Origin of the sequence: Plantibacter sp. 2H11-2, assembly GCF_050031945.1 — a bacterium.
Taxonomy (GTDB): domain Bacteria; phylum Actinomycetota; class Actinomycetes; order Actinomycetales; family Microbacteriaceae; genus Plantibacter; species Plantibacter auratus.
The window spans coordinates 241,266-259,111 of the sequence record NZ_JBNBBL010000004.1; the positions used below are offsets into that span (position 1 = coordinate 241,266).

Here is a 17,846-nt window from a genome sequence, read left to right on the forward strand (position 1 = left end):
CAGCGCCACTCGCAGATGCCGTCCCACCGGTACCAGGACCTGTACTCGCGGGTGGACGTCCCGCTCCTCGACCGCACCTGGCCGTCACGGCGCCTGACCGAGGCGCCGCTCTGGGTGCCGGTGGACCTTCGCGACGGCAACCAGGCGCTCGCCGAGCCCATGGACCCCGAGCGGAAACGGGCGTTCTTCGAGCTGATGGTCACCATGGGGTACAAGGAGATCGAGGTCGGGTACCCCTCCGCCTCGCAGACCGACTACGACTTCGTCCGCTTGATCGCCGAGACCGACATCGCTCCCGAGGACGTCACGATCGTCGTCTTCACGCCCGCCCGCCGCGACCTGATCGAGCGCACGGTCGAGTCGATCCGTGGGATCCGGAACCCGGTCGTCATCCACCTGTACACCGCGACGGCGCCGCTCTGGCGGGAGGTCGTCCTCGGACACGACCGCGACTCACTCCGCGCGCTCATCCTCGCCGGCGGCTCCGACGTCCTCGAGTTCGCCGGCGACCTCGACGGGGTGCGGTTCGAGTTCTCCCCGGAGGTCTTCAACCTGACGGAGCCGGACTACGCCCTCGAACTCTGCGACGCCATGACGACCCTGTGGGACGCCTCTCCGGACCGCCCGGTGACCCTCAACCTGCCCGCCACCGTCGAAGCGGCGAGCCCGAACGTCTACGCGGACCAGATCGAGTACATGCACCGGAACCTCGACCGTCGTGACGCCGTCATCCTGTCGGTCCACCCGCACAACGACCGCGGCACGGGGATCGCGTGCGCTGAGCTCGCGGTCCTCGCTGGCGCCCAACGCGTCGAAGGATGCATCTTCGGCAACGGCGAGCGGACCGGCAACGTCGACCTCGCGACCCTGGCGCTCAACCTGCACGCGCAGGGGGTCGACCCGATGATCGACTTCTCCGACATCGACCACATCCGTCGGGTCGTGGAGCACAGTAACCGCATCGAGATCCACCCGCGCCACCCCTACGTCGGCGAGCTCGTCCACACCGCGTTCTCGGGGACGCACCAGGATGCGATCAAGAAGGGCTTCGCCGAACACCGAGCGCGGGCTGACGCCACCGGCAGCCGCCCGGAGGACCTCCCGTGGCGTGTGCCCTACCTGCCGGTCGACCCCGCGGACCTCGGTCGGAGCTACGAGGCGGTCATCCGCGTGAACTCGCAGTCCGGCAAGGGCGGCATCGCCTACCTGCTCGAACGCGACTACGGCATCGAGATGCCCCGTCGTCTCCAGGTGGACTTCTCGCGTCGCGTCCAGCAGCAGGCGGACGAGACGGGTCGCGAACTGGACGCCGAGGCGTTGCTCGCGGCGTTCGAACGCAGCTACCTGTCTGCGACGCCGTCTCGGGTCGAGCTGCTCGAGGTCGATGTGGCGACGACCGGCGAGACCTCGCGGACGACGATCAGTCTCCGGATCGACGGGGACCGCCATGAGGCCACCTTCGTCGACGTCGGTCCGGTCGAGGCGGCGACCCGTCTCCTCGCCGACCACGGCGTCCACGTCGAGATCGTCTCCCTGCATCAGACCTCGCTCAGTGCCGGGAGTGGCGCCGAGGCCCTGACCCTCCTGGAGATCCGCCGCGGGGCGGAGACGGTGTGGGCAGCCGGGCGCCATCGCTCCGTGCTGGAGGCGTCGGTCCGCGCCGTCGTCAACGCTGCGAGCCGGTAGTCGCCCTGCCCTACGCTGGGAGGCCGAGGGCGTCGAGGGGATCTGGATCAGTGGAACTGCGGTGGCTGACGGCGCCCGAACACGAGGTCGCCGCGGCGATGGCGGATGAGCGTCGCTCCGGCCGGCCCAAACGGGTGCCCACCGGGCGGAGAGTGCTCTTCCACCTATACTTCAGCCTCGTCCTCTGGTACCTCGCGATCGCGCTCGTCTCGGTCGGGGTCAGCGTCGACGAATACCACGACCGTCGCGTCGAGCCTGATGACGTCATCGGCCTGGTCGTCGCCGCGCTCGTCCTCGTCGGGCTGCTCGTCGGTGCCTGGTTCCTGTACCGCTGGTCGCGACGCCCGCCGTCGCCGAAGGCGCGTCTCGCCGGATGGCGGACCCACCTGACGGCGGTGGCCAACGGCTTCGAGGAGCAACCGAAGGGTCGGGCGATGTTCTCCTCGCTCATCACCACGACGGGGAAGTACAACAACGCCTTCATCACCGTGCCGGGACCACAGGTGCAGTCGTATCCACGATTCGTCCGCGGGAACATCGAGTTCGGCAACCTGGTCGACGACGTGAAGCGGTCGAGGGACTGGCATTACCTCGTAGTGCGGCTGCCGGCACCCCTCCCGCATCTGCTGCTCGACGCGACGACGAACGACACCGTCCGCAGCGACCTGCCGCCGGGCCTCGACCGGGGTCTGCAAATCTCCCTCGAGGGCGACTTCGACCGGTGGTTCCGCGTCTACGCGCCGTCCGGGTACGGAGCGGACGCGCGATACGTGCTGACCCCCGACGTGATGTCGTCGCTCGTCAGCACCGCGGCGTACTACAACGTGGAGATGGTCGACGACCGGGTCGTCTTCTTCAGCAGGCCGGCCGCCGACTTCGCCTACGCCGCCCCCTGGGCCGCCATCGATGCGATCCTCACCGACCTGGTGCCGCGGCTCATCACGAGGGCCGAGCGGTACCGCGACGAACGGGTGGCGGGACAGGACGCCGAGAGCGTCCTCGAGGCGGCGCGGGACGCCATGGAGGCTGAGCAGGTCTGGACCCGGAAGGAGACGGTCGTCGGCGAGGAGGGCCGTCGCCTCACGGTGCGCGCGCGCTTCCATGCGATCTGGGTGGCTATCGGTGCGGTCAGTTGGCTCGTCACCCGCACGCTGCTCTACTTCATCCCCGCCGCCTTCGCCTTCGCGGGGTTCATGTCCGTGGTCGACGGGCGCTAGCCTCCGCGCCCCCTGAGTCGCCCGGATCTGCTCCGATTTCGGCCGAAAACGGGCAGATCCGGGCGAGTCAGTGCGGAGGGCGGCGGAACATCCGGCGACGCGATCGCGTTCACGACGGTGTGACCCTCACCGCGACCCCTCCAGCGTCGACGATCGACACCTTCGATCGCGCGCTCGCGAGCCTCGAGTGGACGATCCACGGCACCGACCGCGACCGCCTCGTCGCGGGCACACCGCTGCGGCGACCGCACACGGCGTCCGGCTTCGTCTACCTCTCCAGCGGACGTGTCCGCCTCACCGCCGCCGACGGCACCCGCGACCTCGACGCCGGCGACCTCGTCTTCTTCCCCCGCGCCCACGCCACGACGTTGGTCGCGCTCGAGGACGCCGAGCTCCTCGACGTCGCCTTCACCCCGCCGGGTCAGCGCCAACAAGTGGCGGAGACGCTGCCCGAGCACCTGTACGTCGCCGACTTCGCCGGTCAGGAGCCCTCGATGGTGGCGCTCATCGAGGGCATGGGCTGCACGCAGGCGACTGGTCGTCCGCGGCCGGGCGACGCCGTCATCTGCAGCCGCATCGCGACCACCATCGTGTCGGCAGCGCTCCGCACGTGGAACGAGGCCGGCTGCGCGCCGGATCGCTGGCTGCAACGCATCGGCGACCCGCACATCGGCGCGGTCCTCGACGCCCTGCACGCCGAACCGGGGCGCCCGTGGACCTTCGAGACGCTCGCCCGCATCGCCATGATGTCGCGGTCGGCGTTCGCCGAGCGGTTCCGCGAGGTCGTCGGGCACACCCCGCGCGCCTACCTCACGACCGTTCGCATGGAGACGGCCAAGGGGCTCATCCTCACGGGCGACGCGTCCGTGGCCGAGCTCGCCGGCGCGCTCGGCTACGTGTCGGAAGACGGCTTCGCGCGCGCCTTCCAGCGGTACACGGGCCTGACGCCGGCCCGTTGGCGCGCTGAGGCGGCGCTCGCCGCGTAGGCGGTCGGCCGGGCAGCCTTCGGCATCACCGTGCGGTGCGCGCCGACCCGAAGACGATGCCACCGACGATCGCGGAGATCGCCGCGACCGTGAGCGCCGGGACGATGCCGACCGCGTCGACGAGCAGTCCACCCGCTCCGGCACCGACGGTGATGGCGAGCTGGAACCCTGCGACGACGAGTCCGCCACCGGACTCCATGCGGTCCGGGACGAGGCGACCCATCCAGGTGCTCAGGGTCGTGAGCCAGGCGCCGAAGCCCATGCCCCAGGTGGTGATCGCGATGGTCACGATCCAGGGCTGCCCCGGGAACAGGGTCACGAGGGCGATCGAGATGCCGATGAAGGCCGGGACGACGTAGCGCAGGGCTGCGAGGTGGCGGTCGACGAGGAGCCCGATGACGAAGTTGCCGACCACGCCGCCGAGGCCGAATGCCGCGAGGAGGACGGCCACACCGGCCGCGTCGAGGTCGGGCACCCGCTCGATCGCGAGTCGGATGTAGGTGAAGGCGATGAAGTGGCCGAGGACGGTCAGGATGTGCCCCGTGAGGCCGACGCGGATGCCGGGGACGCGGAGCGTGTCGACGAGCGACCGCAGACCGCCGCTCGACGGTGCCGGCGCGACGGGCGGGAGTACGAGCCGCAGTGCGACGGCCACCACCGCGGTGATGACCGCGACACCGGCGAAGATGAGGCGCCAGTCCATGACCGAACCGAGGTACGTGCCGACCGGGACACCGGCGACCGTCGCGACGGTGGTGCCGGTGTTCACGAGCATGATCGCCCGACCGAGGTGGTGCGGAGCGGACAACCGGGCGGCGATCGCGATCGACATCGCCCAGAACGCGCCGAGGGCCGCACCGAGCAGGAGTCGGGCGATGAGCAGCATCACGAAGTCGGCGGAGATCGCGACGAGGGCGCTCGACACCGCGGCGGCCGCTGCGAGCAGGACGAGCAGGAGGCGACGGTCGAGTCGCGGGACGAGGATACCGATCGTCGGTGCGGTGAGGAAGCCGATGAAGGCGGTCGCCGTGACGGCCTGGCCGGCCTGGCCCTCGGTGATCCCGAGCGACGCGGCCATCGACGGCAGCAGGCTCGGCGGCAGGAACTCGGCGAGCACGAGCACGAAGCTCGTCGCCATCATGACGGCGACGGCCGCCCAGGCGGTCCGCGTGCGCGGGGCGTCGGACGCGGCTGCGTTCGTCGTGGGGACCGAGCCCGTTCGTGGTGCGTCGAGCTTCTCGTCTGTCGTCATGCTCTCAGCTTGCCGGAGCCGTGACCCCTCCACCCGACGCCCAGTCCACCCGACCCGACCATCCGTCCATCCCGGCACTCGTCCCGGCGTACCTGAGCCGCCCGATCCTGCACGGAAATCGCGGAAACCCGTGCAGCTTCGGGCGAGTCAGCGGACCTTCCTGACAGATCGGTGAACACTGGGTCAACAAGTTGCACTGAGTGCATCGGTGCACGTAGTGTACCCACGTGTCCACCACCGCCCCCGCCGAGGATCGACGCGCCGCCCTCCGCGCGCGCCACCATCGGGCGATCCTCGACGCCGCCCGCGTCATGATCGCGGAGCAGGGCATCGCCGGCTTCAACGTCGACGTCATCGCCGAACGCGCCGATGTCTCCCGTCGCACGGTGTTCAACCACTTCTCCTCGATCGACGACCTCGTCACCACCTCCTGCACCGAGGAGCTGGCCGTCGTGATCGAGAGCTTCCGGTCCGCCGTCAACGCCCGACCGGCAGGCCCCGGGTCGCGCGTCTCGATGTTCGAGGACGTCGCTGCGGCACTCCGCACGACCGACATCCCCCGCGTCATCGCCTTCCTCTGGAACGCGCTCGGCGGCTTCGCACCCGACGACTCGCGCCCGCAACAGCTGTTCCAGGCCACCTTCTCCCGCACCACCCAGGAGCTCGCCCACGAACTGGCCGAGCGCAACACCGACGTCGACGAACTCGAGGCCGGCTTCCTGGTGTCCTCCCTCATGCACGGTGTCGAAGTGCTCGCCCATCACTGGATCGCGAGTACCGGCGCCACCACGGACGATGAAGCCCGTGCCCTCTGGACCGACCTGCTGGAACGGCTCATCGCGAGCGTCCGCACCGGCTACGCGTCCACGCACTGATCCGCTTCCGCTCCGTCCCCGCACACGTCACCAGCACCACCTCCCGAAGAATCGAGACTCCCTTGGCTGAACTGCTGTATCGCCTCGGACGCTTCTCCGCGCGTCGCGCGTGGGCCGTCCTCATCTCATGGATCGTGATCCTCGGCATCTCGGTGGGTGCGTTCCTCGCCTTCGGCGGCACCCTCTCGAGCGCCGTCACCATCCCGGGCACGCCGACCGCGAAGGTCACCGACCAGCTCGAGGAGTCGTTCCCGAGCGCATCCGGCGGCACCGGGGCCATGGTGTTCCACACCAAGGACGGCGACGCCTTCACCGACAGCCAGAAGACCGCGATCGGCGAGCTGCTCGACGAGACGGCCGACCTCAAGGGCGTCGACTCCACGGTCAACCCCTTCGAGACGCAGGAGACCATCGCCGACCAGGCGAAGCAGATCTCCGACGGCAAGACGCAGATCGACGACGGCCGCACCCAGCTGACCGACGGCCAGACGCAGCTCGACGCCGGACAGCAGCAGCTGACCGACGCACAGACCCAGCTGAGCGCCGCGCTCGCCCAGGCGCAGCAGGCCGCCGGCGGCACGCTCCCGGCCGCCGCACAGGCCCAGTTCGACGCGCAGCAGACCGCGATCACGCAGCAGCAGACGGCGCTCGACGCCCAGCAGGCCACCATCACCGAGAACCTCGCGAAGCTCGACGAGCAGAGCACGAAGCTCGAACTCTCCTCCCAGCTCCTGGACCTCTCCTCGGGCATCCGCACCGTCTCGACCGACGACACCACCGCGGTCGCCAACGTCGTCTTCGACAAGCGTCAGCAGGAGGTCACGCCGGAGACCAAGCAGTCGGTCATCGACCAGGTGAAGGAGGACGTCCCGTCGGGCGTCGAGGTCGAGTTCTCGAACGAGCTCGCGCAGAGCCTGCCGCAGCTGTTCGGCGTGGGTGAGGCGATCGGCCTCATCATCGCGGCGATCACGTTGCTCGTCATGCTCGGCACGGTCATCGCCGCATCGCTCCCGCTCGTCTCCGCGATCGTCGGCGTTGGCGTGGGCGTCACCGCGTCGCTGTCGCTCTCGGGTGTCGTCGACATGCTCTCGATCACGCCGGTGCTCGGCGTCATGCTCGGGCTCGCGGTCGGCATCGACTACTCGCTGTTCATCCTGAACCGGCACCGCAAGCAGCTGCTCGCGGGCGTGGAGCTGCACGAGTCCATCGGCCTCGCGAACGGCACCTCGGGCAACGCCGTCGTCTTCGCCGGATCGACCGTCCTCGTCGCGCTGCTGGCGCTCAACGTCACGGGGATCCCGTTCCTCGGCCTGATGGGCACCGTCGGCGCGATCTGCGTCGCCGTCGCGATCCTGCTCGCGGTCACCTTGACGCCCGCCCTGCTGTCGCTGCTCGGCCTCCGCATCCTCAGCCGGAAGGCACGCGGCACCATCGGAACGCCGCGCCCGGAGGCCGTCCCGACCAAGCCCATGGGCACGCTGCGGGCCGTCGGCACGCTCGTCGCCGGACTCGTCGTGCTCGGCGTCGTCGCGATCCCCGCGCTCGACATGCGTCTCGGCCTGCCGGACGGCAGCTCGGAGGCCGTCGACTCGACGCAGTACCAGTCCTACACGCTCATCGAGGACAAGTTCGGTGCCGGCGTCAACGGTCCGCTGCTCGTCGTCGCGACGCTGCCCGACGCCGCCACCGACGAGGAGGTCCTCGAGGAGCAGGTGCGGATCGGCCAGGAGATCGCCGACCAGGACGACGTGAAGGCCGTCGCGCCGGTGGGCGCATCGGACGACAACTCCGTCCTCGCCTTCCAGGTGATCCCGAAGGAGGGCCCGAACGCGGTCTCCACGGAGCAGCTCGTCCGCGACCTCCGCGACCTCTCACCGCTGTCGGGTGACGTCGAGCTCGGGGTGGCCGGCAGCGCGAGCGGCAACATCGACGTCTCGAAGCAGCTGTCCGACGCCCTCCCGCTCTACCTGGCGCTCGTGGTCGGCCTGTCGCTGATCATCATGATCCTCGTGTTCCGCTCGATCCTCGTGCCGCTCACGGCGACGCTCGGCTTCATGCTGTCGCTCGCGGCGACCTTCGGCGGCATCACGGCGATCTTCCAGTGGGGTTGGCTCGGACCGGTGTTCGGCGTGCACGACCCGGGGCCCATCCTGAGCTTCCTGCCGACGATCCTCATCGGCATCCTCTTCGGGCTCGCGATGGACTACCAGCTGTTCCTCGTGTCCGGCATGCGTGAGGCGTTCGCCCACGGTGCCCCGGCGCGCCTGGCGGTCCAGCGCGGGCTGCACGCCGGCCGGACGGTCGTCGTGGCGGCGGCGATCATCATGATCTCCGTCTTCGGCGGGTTCATCTTCTCCCACTCGGCGATGATCCGGTCCATCGGCTTCGGTCTGGCGTTCGGCGTGCTCGTCGACGCGTTCGTCGTCCGCATGCTCCTCATCCCGGCGGTCATGCACCTGCTCGGGAAGAGCGCCTGGTGGATCCCGAAGTGGCTCGACCGCATCCTGCCGAACGTCGACGTCGAGGGTGCCGCGCTCGAGCGCAGCCACCCGGCGCATCACGTCGAGGCCGGTGACACGGGTTCGGTCGCGACCGCCCCGTCGAGCGGCGAGCCGCGGAACGCGGTCGACGGCGCGGAGACGGCGGCCCTCGGTGCCGGCGTGACCGCGGGGACGGCGGCACACGTGGCCGCACCGTCGAGTGAGCTGACCCGTCGGGAGGCGGCGGCCGCGGCCGAGCGGACGCACCCGGCGCACGTGCTCACGACCCACCCCGACCCGGCCGACCAGCAGGTCTCCCAGGTGGAGCCCGGGCTCGACGTCATCGTGCACCCGGCGACCGCCGGTGTGCAGCGCGTGGCCGTCGGTGCCTACGTCATCGCGGTCGACGCCGACAACGGCACCGCGGTCGTCGAGCCGCCCGTCGGTGGCGTCGTGGTCGTCCGCGCGCCGAGGTAGCGCGGCGCTCGGTCCCTGAGCCCGTCGAAGGGTGGGGGCTGGGCGGGTTCTCGGTCCCTGAGCTTGTCGAAGGGTGGGGAGGCGGCCGGTGGTCGCCCCTCCGCTACGGCTGCAGGCGGTCCACGATCCAGCCGCCGTCGGCTGCGAGATAGCGGAGGCGCCGGTGCATGCGGTCGCGGCTGGCGTGCCAGAACTCGACCATGTCGGGGACGAGCCGGAACCCGACCCACGTGGCCGGCCGGGGGACGTCGTCGCCCTCGCGCTCGAGCAGCTCGTTCGCCTGCGCGATGAGGGCGTCGAGCGTCTCCTCGGGGCCGTCGCGGAACGGCGTCGACTGGTGGGCGACCGCCGTCGCCGCTCGTGATTTGGGCGAGCGGTCGGCGAACAGTGCGTCGGACTCCTCGTCGCTCAGCTGCTCGACGCGGCCCTCGAAGCGGAGCTGCTGCATCGTCTCGCGCCAATACACCTGGAGGGCGGCGCTCGGGTTCTCGGCGAGCTGCCCGCCCTTGCGGCTCTCGGTCGAGGAGCCGAAGATCAGGCCGCGATCGTCGAGGGTCTTCACGTCGACGGTGCGCGCGCTGACGACACCGACCGAGGTGGCGGTCGCGAGGGTCATCGATCGGGGTTCGCTGACGTCCCGCTCGATCGCTGCGGCGAGCCACTGCTGAGCGAGCAGCATGGGCTCGGCGGGCGGGGTCTCGAACTCGGGCAGCTGCAGGGTGTCGTCTCCGGAGAGGGGTTCGGCGCTCATGTCGCGAGCCTACCCGCGTTGCCCTCAGTCCCGACGGCTGGGGCGTCGGCACAGTCTCCACCGGAACCGTGGTGTCCGGGCACATGGTGCCCGGCCAGGCCGCGGGCTAGCCTCGGAACGCCCGCCAGGGAGCACGTTCGAGGAGAGTGAGCACCGCATGCCGTACACCGACACCGACGACGTCTCGATCTACTACGAGGTGGAGGGCGACCTCGCCGATCCGGTGATCGTCCTCATCGCGGGCGGCGGCGCGCAGCTGCTCACCTGGCGCGACCCGTTCCGGAAGATGCTCGTGGACGAGGGTTTCCGCGTCGTGCGGTTCGACAACCGCGACGTCGGCTTCTCGCAGCGGTTCGGTGGTGAGACCGACCTCGACGGCGGGTACTCGCTCGCCGACATGGGTGACGACGTCCTGCGGGTGCTCGACCACCTCGGGGTCGAGCAGGCGCACCTCGTCGGGCACTCGATGGGCGGCATGATGGCGCAGATGGTCGCGCTCGACCATCCGGAGCGCGTGCTGAGCCTCGGTCTGCTGTCCACGATCCCTGGCCAGGACCCGCGCTACATCCTGCACGGCGACCGGCGCGAGCTGCTCGTCGCGCCTGTGCGGTACACCCGGGAGGAGTCCGTCGCCGCGATGGCGGAGCTCGCCGCACCCGTGCCCGGCGCGCGCTACCAGCCCGACACCGCGTGGGAGGTGTGGGCGACGGGGGAGGCCTACGACCGCGGGTACGCGCCGGAAGGGTTCAGTCGCCAGTGGGCCGCGTTGCTCCGCGCACCGGAACGGCTCGACCGGCTGCGCGAGGTGACGGTGCCGACGCTCGTGCTGCACGGACGCGAGGACGACGTGCTGCACTGGCGCTCGGCGGTGGACATCGCCGAGGCGATGCCGGCGGCCGAGCTGCACGTGCTGCCCGACATGGGGCACCTCATCCCGCCTCAGCTGTGGCCGACGCTCGTCGCGGGCGTCGTGCGGACGGCGAGGCACGCGGCGTCGCTGGGCTGAGGTGAGGCGATTCGTCGCACTGGACGCCCGGGAACGACGAATCGCCTCACCTCACGGCATGCCGATGAGCCGCACCCGGCAGGCGAGCTCCGCGGCGAAGCGGACGTCCGGGTCGGCGAGGTCGAGTTCGAGCGACTGCTCGATGCGCCGGATCCGGTAGTTCACCGCGTTCGGATGCAGGTTCAGCTCGGCCCCGGCACGCGCCAGTGAGTTCCGATGGCTGAGGTAGGAGAGGAGCGTCCGCACCGAGATCGTGGCCCGCTCCGGACCGAGGGCGTCGAGTGGCGAGAGGATGTCGTCGAGGAGCGTCCGACTGAGTGGTGAGGCGTAGAAGTCGAGGAGCACCCGCCGCAGCCCGGTGACGTCCGTCGCCTCCATGGTGCCGAAGCGACCACCCGCAATGGCGGCCTCCGCCGCGACCCGCGCCTCGGTCGCCGACTGCCGGAGCCCCGCCGCCCCGCTCTGCGGCGTCCCGAGCCCGACGGTGAACGTCCATTCCGGCCCCGCGATCGTCGAGGCGTGCGCGACGATCCGCTCCATCACGTCGCGCAGGCGCCGCTGGTGGTCGGGTGCGCCGAGCTCCTCCGAGGAGATGACGACGATCTCGTCGCGCCGCATCGCGAGGTGCCACTGCTCCTCGCGCTGGTCGACGAGTTGCAGCGCGAAGAGCTCGACGGAGGGCGCGAGGACCGTGGGTGCGCGGCGGTCCGGGTCGCTCGCGTGCTTCGGGGTCAGCCACGCCACCGCGTGCGACAGCTGCAGCGGCAGGCCGGCGCGGACCGCGTCCATCGCGAAGCCGTCGATACGGGACGACTCGGCGAAGATCAGCTCGATGATGAGCTCCGCCCGCGAGCGCACCGAACCGAAGCGTCCGTGCAGTTCCCGTTGCAGGGCGCGCGAGAGGACGGAGGCGATGACCGGGAGGGCGATCGCCGCGGCCGGGTCGTCGCGCTCGGCGTGGACCCGGCCGATCGGGATCTCACCGATGCACACCGCGTCGGGTTCGAGCCAGCTCGCGCTCGCGTCCTCGACGAGGGTGACCGGCACCCCCAGGGTCGTGCTGGCGACCTCGAGGATCGCCTCCCGCACGCCGACACCAGACGCCTGCTCTGCTTCAGCCGCGGACGCGCTGATCACCCGTTGGATCGCGAACTCGGCGCGTGACATCGCCTCTTCCGCTCCACCGCGGATCGTGCGGTCCATGAGCACGGCGAGGTCGGAGGCGATGCCCTCGCTCATGATGACCGGCAGGCCACCGCGGTCCGCGAGGGCCCGCGAGGTCTCGGCGACGGGGAACGCACCGACGAACACGAGGCCGGCACAGCCCGCGGCGATGGCCCGGCGGATGGCGATGTCGACCTGGTACGGCCTCGGGACGGCGCCGTCGGGGGTCGTCACGATGGCGATGGAGTGCTCGGTCGCGTCGTTCAGCTCGTCGAGCGCGAGGATCTCGACGCCGGTGACCGGGACGCCTGCAGGGGCGCCGGCGACGCAGCGGGCGCCGAGATGCTCGGCTTGGAGGATGACGTCCGCAACGGAGACTTGGGCCATGAGCACATTCTGCCCCGATTGTGTGGGCTGTGGGAACATTGTCGTGCTTCCCGACCCTGCCTACGCTCGGTACATGTCAACGAACCACCCCGCTGCACGCTCCGCAGCGTCGGCCACGCCGATCACCAGCATCACCCTGGCCGACGTGCCGGCGCTCGCCGCAGGATGCGCCATCTTCGGCACCGGTGGCGGCGGCGCGGTGCAGACCCCGCAGCTCGGCGTCGAGATCGCCCTGGAGCAGTTCGGTCCGGTCCCCGTCAAACAAGTCGACGACCTCGACGCGGACGACGTGGTCGTCGCCATGTCCGGCATCGGAGCACCTTCCGTGGGCTTCGAGATGCTCGGCGCGAGCGGCCAGGCCGAGATCATCGTCGAGGAGATCGAGCGCCTCACCGGTAAGCGCATCACCACGATCATGGCGACGGAGATCGGCGGCAGCAACGGTGTCGGCCCCGTCGGCTGGGCCGCGAGCCTCGGCCTCAGCATCCTCGACGCCGACGGCATGGGACGCGCCTTCCCGGAAGCGCCGATGACCGCGATGAACGTCGCGAACCTCCCGCCCGGATACGCGGTCCTGAGCGATGTGATCGGCAACGTCTCGATCCTGCGTCCCGTCAGCCTCGCCTGGCTCGAGCGCCACGCCCGCGCCCTCACCGTGGCGAGCGGTGCGATCTCGATCGGCGCCAACTACGTCATGGACCGCGACACCGTCCGCGGAGCCGTCATCGAGGGCAGCGTCAGCCGCGCCGTGCAGGTCGGGCGCCGGCTCCTCACCGCCACCGACCCCGTCGGCGCGCTCACGGACGAACTCGGCGCGTCCCTCATCACGGGCGGCAAGGTCGTCGACATCGAGCGCCGCACCGAGGGCGGGTTCACCCGCGGTTCCGTCACGGTCGAGGGGATCGGCGAGCACCGCGGTCGCCTCACCCGCGTGGAGATCCAGAACGAGAACCTCGTCGTCATGGAGGACGGAGCGGTGATCGTCAGCGTCCCCGACCTCGTCACGATCGTCGACTCCGAGACGGGCGACGCGATCTCCACCGAGATGCTGCGCTTCGGGCAGCGGGTGAGCGTCCTCGCCTGGGCGTGCAATCCACTGTGGCGCACCGAGCGCGGCCTCGAACTCGCCGGCCCGCGCGCGTTCGGCTACGACCTCGACTACGAGCCCTTCGGCGTGAGCGCCGACGAGACCATTGGAGCGACCCGATGAGCGCCGGCACCAGCACCGTCACCGACACCTCGGGCGAACTCGCGATCGGCATCGACGTCGGCGGGACCAACACCGACGCCGTCGCGCTCTCGGGAACGGGCGAGGTCGTCTCGTGGACGAAGCAGCCCACGACCCGCGACGTCACCGGCGGCATCCGGGCCGCGCTCGCCGAGGTCCTCGACCAGCTGGGCGACGACCGGGGCATCGTCACCCGCGTCATGCTCGGCACCACCCACGCGACCAACGCGATCGTCAACCGCCGCGACCTCGGACGCGTCGTCGTCATCCGGCTGGGCTCGCCTGCCGCCACCTCGCTCCCGCCGCTCGCCGGCTGGCCGCGGGAACTGCGCGACGTCGTCCTCGCGGGGAGCATCCTCGCGGGCGGTGGCCACCTCGTCGACGGCTACCCGATCGCCCCGCTCGACCGCGACCTCATCCGCCGGGAGCTCGACGCCCTGGCCGGCACCTTCGACGCGGTCGCCGTCTGCGGGATCTTCAGCCCGTCGTTCCCCGAGCAGGAGCTCGAGGTCGAGGCGCTCGTCCAGGACCACGTCGGGGTCGACATCCCGGTGTCGCTCAGTCACGAGATCGGCGCGCTCGGGTTGTTGGAGCGCGAGAACGCGACGGTCCTGAACGCGTCCCTCTACGCCGTCGCCCGCGACGTCACGAACGCGCTCACGACCGTCGTCGCCGAGGAGCGACTCGACGCGACCACGTACTTCGCCCAGAACGACGGCACGCTCATGGCCGTCGAGTATGCGGCGCGTTACCCCGTGCTCACGATCGGTTCCGGGCCGGCGAACTCCATCCGCGGCGCCGCCTTCCTCTCCGGTGCCGACAACGCGATCATCATCGACGTCGGCGGCACGACGAGCGACCTCGGCGTGCTCGTCGACCGGTTCCCCCGCGAGTCGACCCTGCCCCGCGAGGTCGGTGGCGTGCGGACGAACTTCCGCATGCCCGACATCCTGAGCGTCGGCCTCGGCGGCGGCACGATCGTCGACACCGCGACCGGTGTCCCGCGCCACGACTCGGTCGGTTACCGCCTCACCGAGGAGGCGCTGCTGTTCGGCGGCACCACCCCGACCCTCACCGACGCGGCCTCGCTCCAGTTCGGCATCGCCGACCGCGAGCTGCCGCCCCTCGACCGCGTGACCCGCCAAGCACTCGAGCACGCGCTCGGCGTCGCCCACGAACGCATCGAGTCCGCCGTCGAGCGCATGTCGCTCGGCCGCACCGGCCTCCCGCTCGTCGTCGTCGGCGGCGGAGGATTCCTCGTCCCGGACGCCGTCCTCGGCGCGAGCGAGGTCCTGCGCCCGGCGCGCGGCAACGTCGCCAACGCCGTGGGCGCGGCCATCGCGCTCGCCGGTGGGCGCTCCGATCAGCTCTGCGACTTCGCCGACCGCGCAGCCGCCATCGAGGAGGCAGGACGCTCCGCGATCGAGAAGGCGATCCAGGCCGGCGCAGACCCGCGCTCGGTCGAGATCGTCGACGTGCTCGAGACCCCCGTCTCGTACGCGACCCGCCCCACCCTGAAGGTCTCCGTGAAGGCGGCGGGTCCCCTCGCCCGCATCGGCACGGCGACCCGACAGCGCATCTGACGCACCACAGCACCACCACAGCTCTCCACCAGCACCAGCACGGCACCTCACCCCATCTGATCCGGCCACCCGCGCACCACGGCCACCCGAGTACGAAGGATCCAGCATGAACAGCAAGCGGAAAGCCGCGGCGGCACTCGCCACCGCGGCCCTCACCGCGGTGGCCCTCACCGCGTGCACCTCCTCGCAATCCTCCGATTCCTCCGGCGAGTACGTCTCCGGCGGCACCTTCGTCACCGCGATGAGCGGCGACCCGGGCAGCCTCGTCCCCATGACGGGCATCAGCCTCGAGGCCCGCGAGATCATCAGCTTCCACTACGAGTCGCTCGTGTACGTCAACGCCGACGGCGAGCTCCTGCCCTGGCTGGCCGAGAGCTGGGAGGAGGACGCGAGCTCCACCTCCATCACCTACACGCTCAAGGACGGCATCACCTGCGCCGACGGCACCCCGTTCACCGCGGAGACCGCCGCGGCGAACATCACCTACAACGCCGACCCGGCCAACGCGACCTTCTACTACGGCGCGCAGGTCTCCGAGCGGATGACCGCGACCGCCGACGGCAATCAGCTCACCGTCACGAGCACGACGCCCGACCCGTTCATCCTCGCCAACACGGGCACCGTCGAGATGGTCTGCCAGGCCGGCCTCGATGACCCGGACTCCCTCGTCGAGACGATGAACGGCACCGGCCTCTTCACCCTCGACAAGGCGACCCCAGGCTCCAGCTACACCTTCACCAAGCGCGACGACTACACCTGGGGTCCCGAGGACGTCACGAGCGACACCAAGGGCCTGCCGGACACCTTCGAGGTCCGCGTCGTCACCGACCCCGGGACCGCCGCGAACCTGCTGCTCTCCGGTGACGTGAACGCCGCGAGCATCGGCGGCGCCGACCAGGACCGCGTCGAGGCCGCCGGTCTCGGCAGCGAGGGCGTGCGCAACCCGATCGGCGAGATGCTCTTCAACGAGCGCCCTGAGCGCCCCACCTCCGACCCGCTCGTCCGTGAGGCCCTCGTCACCGCGATCGACCGCGAGCAGGTCGGTGAGGTCGTCACCGACGGCACCGCCGAGGAGTCCAAGTCGCTCGTCGTGAAGAGCCCGTACCTCTGCGTCGCCGACGGCCCGCAGTGGACGCTCCCCGAGACGGACGTCGAGAAGTCCGGCGAACTGCTCGACGAGGCGGGCTGGACGCTCGGTTCCGACGGCAAGCGGTCGAAGGACGGCGAGCCGCTGACGATCAAGTTCATCTACGACGCGGCCACCCCGAGCCACGCTGCGGCGGCCGAGCTCGTGCAGCAGACCTGGGACGAGCTGGGCGTCACGACGGAGCTCTCGGGCAACGACGCGAACGCCTGGTCCGAGCAGCTGTTCTCGACCTTCGACTGGGACACCGGCTTCGTGCAGATCGCTCCGGGCGGACCGGTCATCGTGAACACCTTCTTCGGTGGCGAGACCCCGGACAAGGGCGGCAACAACTTCATGTTCGTCGACAACCCGGAGTACGACGCGCTCGCCGAGCAGGCCAAGACGGCCAGCCCGGAGGAGACGTGTGACCTCTGGCAGCAGGCCGAGGCGAAGCTCATCGAGCGGACGGACGTGTTCCCGATCGCCGACGCGCAGGACTTCCTGTACCTGAACGGCGCCGAGGTCGAGCGTCCGAACTTCATCCGCCCGACGAGCATCCGGATGGTCGGCTGATCATGACGAGCCCCTCGACCGTGACCACCGAGCAGGCCACCGACCCGGCCCAGGGCCCCGGCGGCCCGGCGGTCGCGCGTCGAGGGGGTCGTGGCGTCCTCGGCGGACTCTCCCCGCGGACCTCGTTCATCCTCCGACGACTGGGCCGGGTGCTCGTCTCCCTCGCCATCGTCATCGTCGCGACGTTCCTGATCGTGCAGCTCGTGCCGGGCGACCCGGTGCGGGCTGCGCTCGGGAACAGCGCGACGCCGGAACTCGTCGAGCGGACGCGCGCCGACCTCGGCCTGAACGTGCCGGTGCCGGAGCAGTTCGTCAACTACGTCAGCGGGCTGTTCCGTGGCGACTTCGGCACGGCGATCGGGTCGCAGCGGCCGGTCGCCGACACGATCGCGCAGCGGTTCCCGGTGACGCTCACCCTCGCGGTCGCGTCCTTCCTGCTCGCGGCGATCGGCGCCTTCCCCATCGGTGTCGCGACCGCGGTGTCCTCGCGCACCGGCCGCCGCCGCCTCGCCGACCTCGGCGTCTCGGGTCTACTCGGCGTGCTGATCGCCATCCCGAGCCTCCTGCTCGCCGTCGGTCTCATCGCCGTGTTCAGCATCGGGCTCAAGGTGCTCCCGGCCGCCGGCTGGGGAGGTTTCGACCAGGCGATCCTGCCGGTGGTGGCCCTCGCGGTCGGTCCGATGGCGTACCTGGCCCGCATCGTGCACGTGGAGATGCTGGCCGTCCTCGAGATGCCGTACATGACCACGGCACGGAGCAAGCGCCTGCCGACGCACCTCGTCTACCTCCGGCACGCGCTGCCGAACATGGTGACGTCCACGCTCACGATCGGCGGCATCATCCTCACGGGCATGGTCGCCGGCACCGTGCTCATCGAGACGGTCTTCGCCATCCCGGGCCTGGGGACGAGCATCGTCTCGTCGATCACCTCGAAGGACTACCCGATGATCCAGGGCATCGTCCTCGTGTACGCGATCCTCGTCCTCGGTCTCAACCTCCTCATCGACATCGCGCTCGCGACGATCGATCCGCGCTCCTCGATCACGGAGGGCTGA

General features: G+C 70.6%; 13 protein-coding genes. 10 read left to right on the forward strand and 3 right to left on the reverse strand.

Going from position 1 to position 17,846, the window contains the following annotated elements:
- Positions 1 to 15 precede the first annotated feature (15 nt).
- From ACQG07_RS10610 to ACQG07_RS10620, 3 genes are all read left to right on the forward strand, one after another.
- Positions 16 to 1,686, forward strand: coding sequence for a 2-isopropylmalate synthase (locus ACQG07_RS10610; RefSeq protein ID WP_426738331.1), 1,671 nt, complete (start codon positions 16 to 18; stop codon positions 1,684 to 1,686).
- 50 nt (positions 1,687 to 1,736) lie between these two features.
- Positions 1,737 to 2,903, forward strand: a complete 1,167-nt coding sequence (locus ACQG07_RS10615) for a hypothetical protein (protein ID WP_426738265.1) — start codon at positions 1,737 to 1,739, stop codon at positions 2,901 to 2,903.
- Positions 2,904 to 3,022: 119 nt separating this feature from the next.
- Entirely contained in the window at positions 3,023 to 3,889 is an 867-nt protein-coding gene (locus ACQG07_RS10620; protein WP_426738266.1) for an AraC family transcriptional regulator, read from the forward strand.
- 25 nt (positions 3,890 to 3,914) lie between these two features.
- Here ACQG07_RS10620 and ACQG07_RS10625 read toward each other — a convergent pair whose 3' ends face one another.
- On the reverse strand, positions 3,915 to 5,141 hold the full coding sequence (locus ACQG07_RS10625) for an MFS transporter (RefSeq protein WP_426738267.1): 1,227 nt from the start codon (positions 5,139 to 5,141) through the stop codon (positions 3,915 to 3,917).
- Positions 5,142 to 5,368: 227 nt separating this feature from the next.
- On the opposite strand from ACQG07_RS10625, the gene ACQG07_RS10630 reads away from it, so the two are divergent.
- Together ACQG07_RS10630 and ACQG07_RS10635 are read left to right on the forward strand one after the other, a co-directional pair.
- Entirely contained in the window at positions 5,369 to 6,016 is a 648-nt protein-coding gene (locus ACQG07_RS10630; RefSeq protein WP_064296018.1) for a TetR/AcrR family transcriptional regulator, read from the forward strand.
- Positions 6,017 to 6,078: 62 nt separating this feature from the next.
- Positions 6,079 to 8,973, forward strand: a complete 2,895-nt coding sequence (locus ACQG07_RS10635) for an MMPL family transporter (protein WP_426738268.1) — start codon at positions 6,079 to 6,081, stop codon at positions 8,971 to 8,973.
- A gap of 103 nt (positions 8,974 to 9,076) precedes the next feature.
- Here the strand turns inward: ACQG07_RS10635 and ACQG07_RS10640 are convergent, their stop codons facing one another.
- A complete protein-coding gene (locus ACQG07_RS10640) occupies positions 9,077 to 9,724 on the reverse strand; it encodes a pyridoxal 5'-phosphate synthase (protein WP_426738269.1) in 648 nt (215 codons plus the stop codon).
- 157 nt (positions 9,725 to 9,881) lie between these two features.
- On the opposite strand from ACQG07_RS10640, the gene ACQG07_RS10645 reads away from it, so the two are divergent.
- The gene (locus tag ACQG07_RS10645) at positions 9,882 to 10,730 is read left to right on the forward strand and encodes an alpha/beta fold hydrolase (RefSeq protein ID WP_426738270.1); all 849 of its coding nucleotides are present in this window, start codon (positions 9,882 to 9,884) and stop codon (positions 10,728 to 10,730) included.
- A 51-nt stretch (positions 10,731 to 10,781) separates the two neighbouring features.
- Here the strand turns inward: ACQG07_RS10645 and ACQG07_RS10650 are convergent, their stop codons facing one another.
- Positions 10,782 to 12,281 carry a PucR family transcriptional regulator gene (locus ACQG07_RS10650; RefSeq protein WP_426738271.1) on the reverse strand — a complete coding sequence of 500 codons (1,500 nt, stop codon included), beginning with the start codon at positions 12,279 to 12,281 and terminating at the stop codon, positions 10,782 to 10,784.
- Positions 12,282 to 12,354: 73 nt separating this feature from the next.
- Here ACQG07_RS10650 and ACQG07_RS10655 point away from each other — a divergent pair, with 73 nt between their 5' ends.
- The 4 genes from ACQG07_RS10655 to ACQG07_RS10670 all read left to right on the forward strand — a co-directional run bounded on the left by ACQG07_RS10655 (position 12,355) and on the right by ACQG07_RS10670 (position 17,846).
- On the forward strand, positions 12,355 to 13,491 hold the full coding sequence (locus tag ACQG07_RS10655; RefSeq protein WP_426738272.1) for a DUF917 domain-containing protein: 1,137 nt from the start codon (positions 12,355 to 12,357) through the stop codon (positions 13,489 to 13,491).
- Positions 13,488 to 15,092: a hydantoinase/oxoprolinase N-terminal domain-containing protein gene (locus ACQG07_RS10660; RefSeq protein WP_426738273.1), complete on the forward strand. Its 1,605-nt coding sequence runs from the start codon at positions 13,488 to 13,490 to the stop codon at positions 15,090 to 15,092. Before ACQG07_RS10655 ends, ACQG07_RS10660 begins: the two co-directional genes overlap by 4 nt.
- Positions 15,093 to 15,198: 106 nt before the next feature.
- Complete coding sequence (locus tag ACQG07_RS10665; RefSeq protein ID WP_194599538.1) at positions 15,199 to 16,791, forward strand: ABC transporter substrate-binding protein; 1,593 nt, start codon at positions 15,199 to 15,201, stop codon at positions 16,789 to 16,791.
- A 2-nt stretch (positions 16,792 to 16,793) separates the two neighbouring features.
- Positions 16,794 to 17,846, forward strand: a complete 1,053-nt coding sequence (locus ACQG07_RS10670) for an ABC transporter permease (protein WP_426738274.1) — start codon at positions 16,794 to 16,796, stop codon at positions 17,844 to 17,846.

Coding starts and splice junctions, on each gene's coding strand:
- ACQG07_RS10660 (WP_426738273.1), top strand. CDS start 13,488: ATGAGCGCCGGCACCAGCACCGTCACCGACACCTCGGGCGAACTCGCG.
- ACQG07_RS10670 (WP_426738274.1), top strand. CDS start 16,794: ATGACGAGCCCCTCGACCGTGACCACCGAGCAGGCCACCGACCCGGCC.
- ACQG07_RS10655 (WP_426738272.1), top strand. CDS start 12,355: ATGTCAACGAACCACCCCGCTGCACGCTCCGCAGCGTCGGCCACGCCG.
- ACQG07_RS10650 (WP_426738271.1), bottom strand. CDS start 12,281: ATGGCCCAAGTCTCCGTTGCGGACGTCATCCTCCAAGCCGAGCATCTC.
- ACQG07_RS10610 (WP_426738331.1), top strand. CDS start 16: ATGCCGTCCCACCGGTACCAGGACCTGTACTCGCGGGTGGACGTCCCG.
- ACQG07_RS10665 (WP_194599538.1), top strand. CDS start 15,199: ATGAACAGCAAGCGGAAAGCCGCGGCGGCACTCGCCACCGCGGCCCTC.
- ACQG07_RS10625 (WP_426738267.1), bottom strand. CDS start 5,141: ATGACGACAGACGAGAAGCTCGACGCACCACGAACGGGCTCGGTCCCC.
- ACQG07_RS10640 (WP_426738269.1), bottom strand. CDS start 9,724: ATGAGCGCCGAACCCCTCTCCGGAGACGACACCCTGCAGCTGCCCGAG.
- ACQG07_RS10645 (WP_426738270.1), top strand. CDS start 9,882: ATGCCGTACACCGACACCGACGACGTCTCGATCTACTACGAGGTGGAG.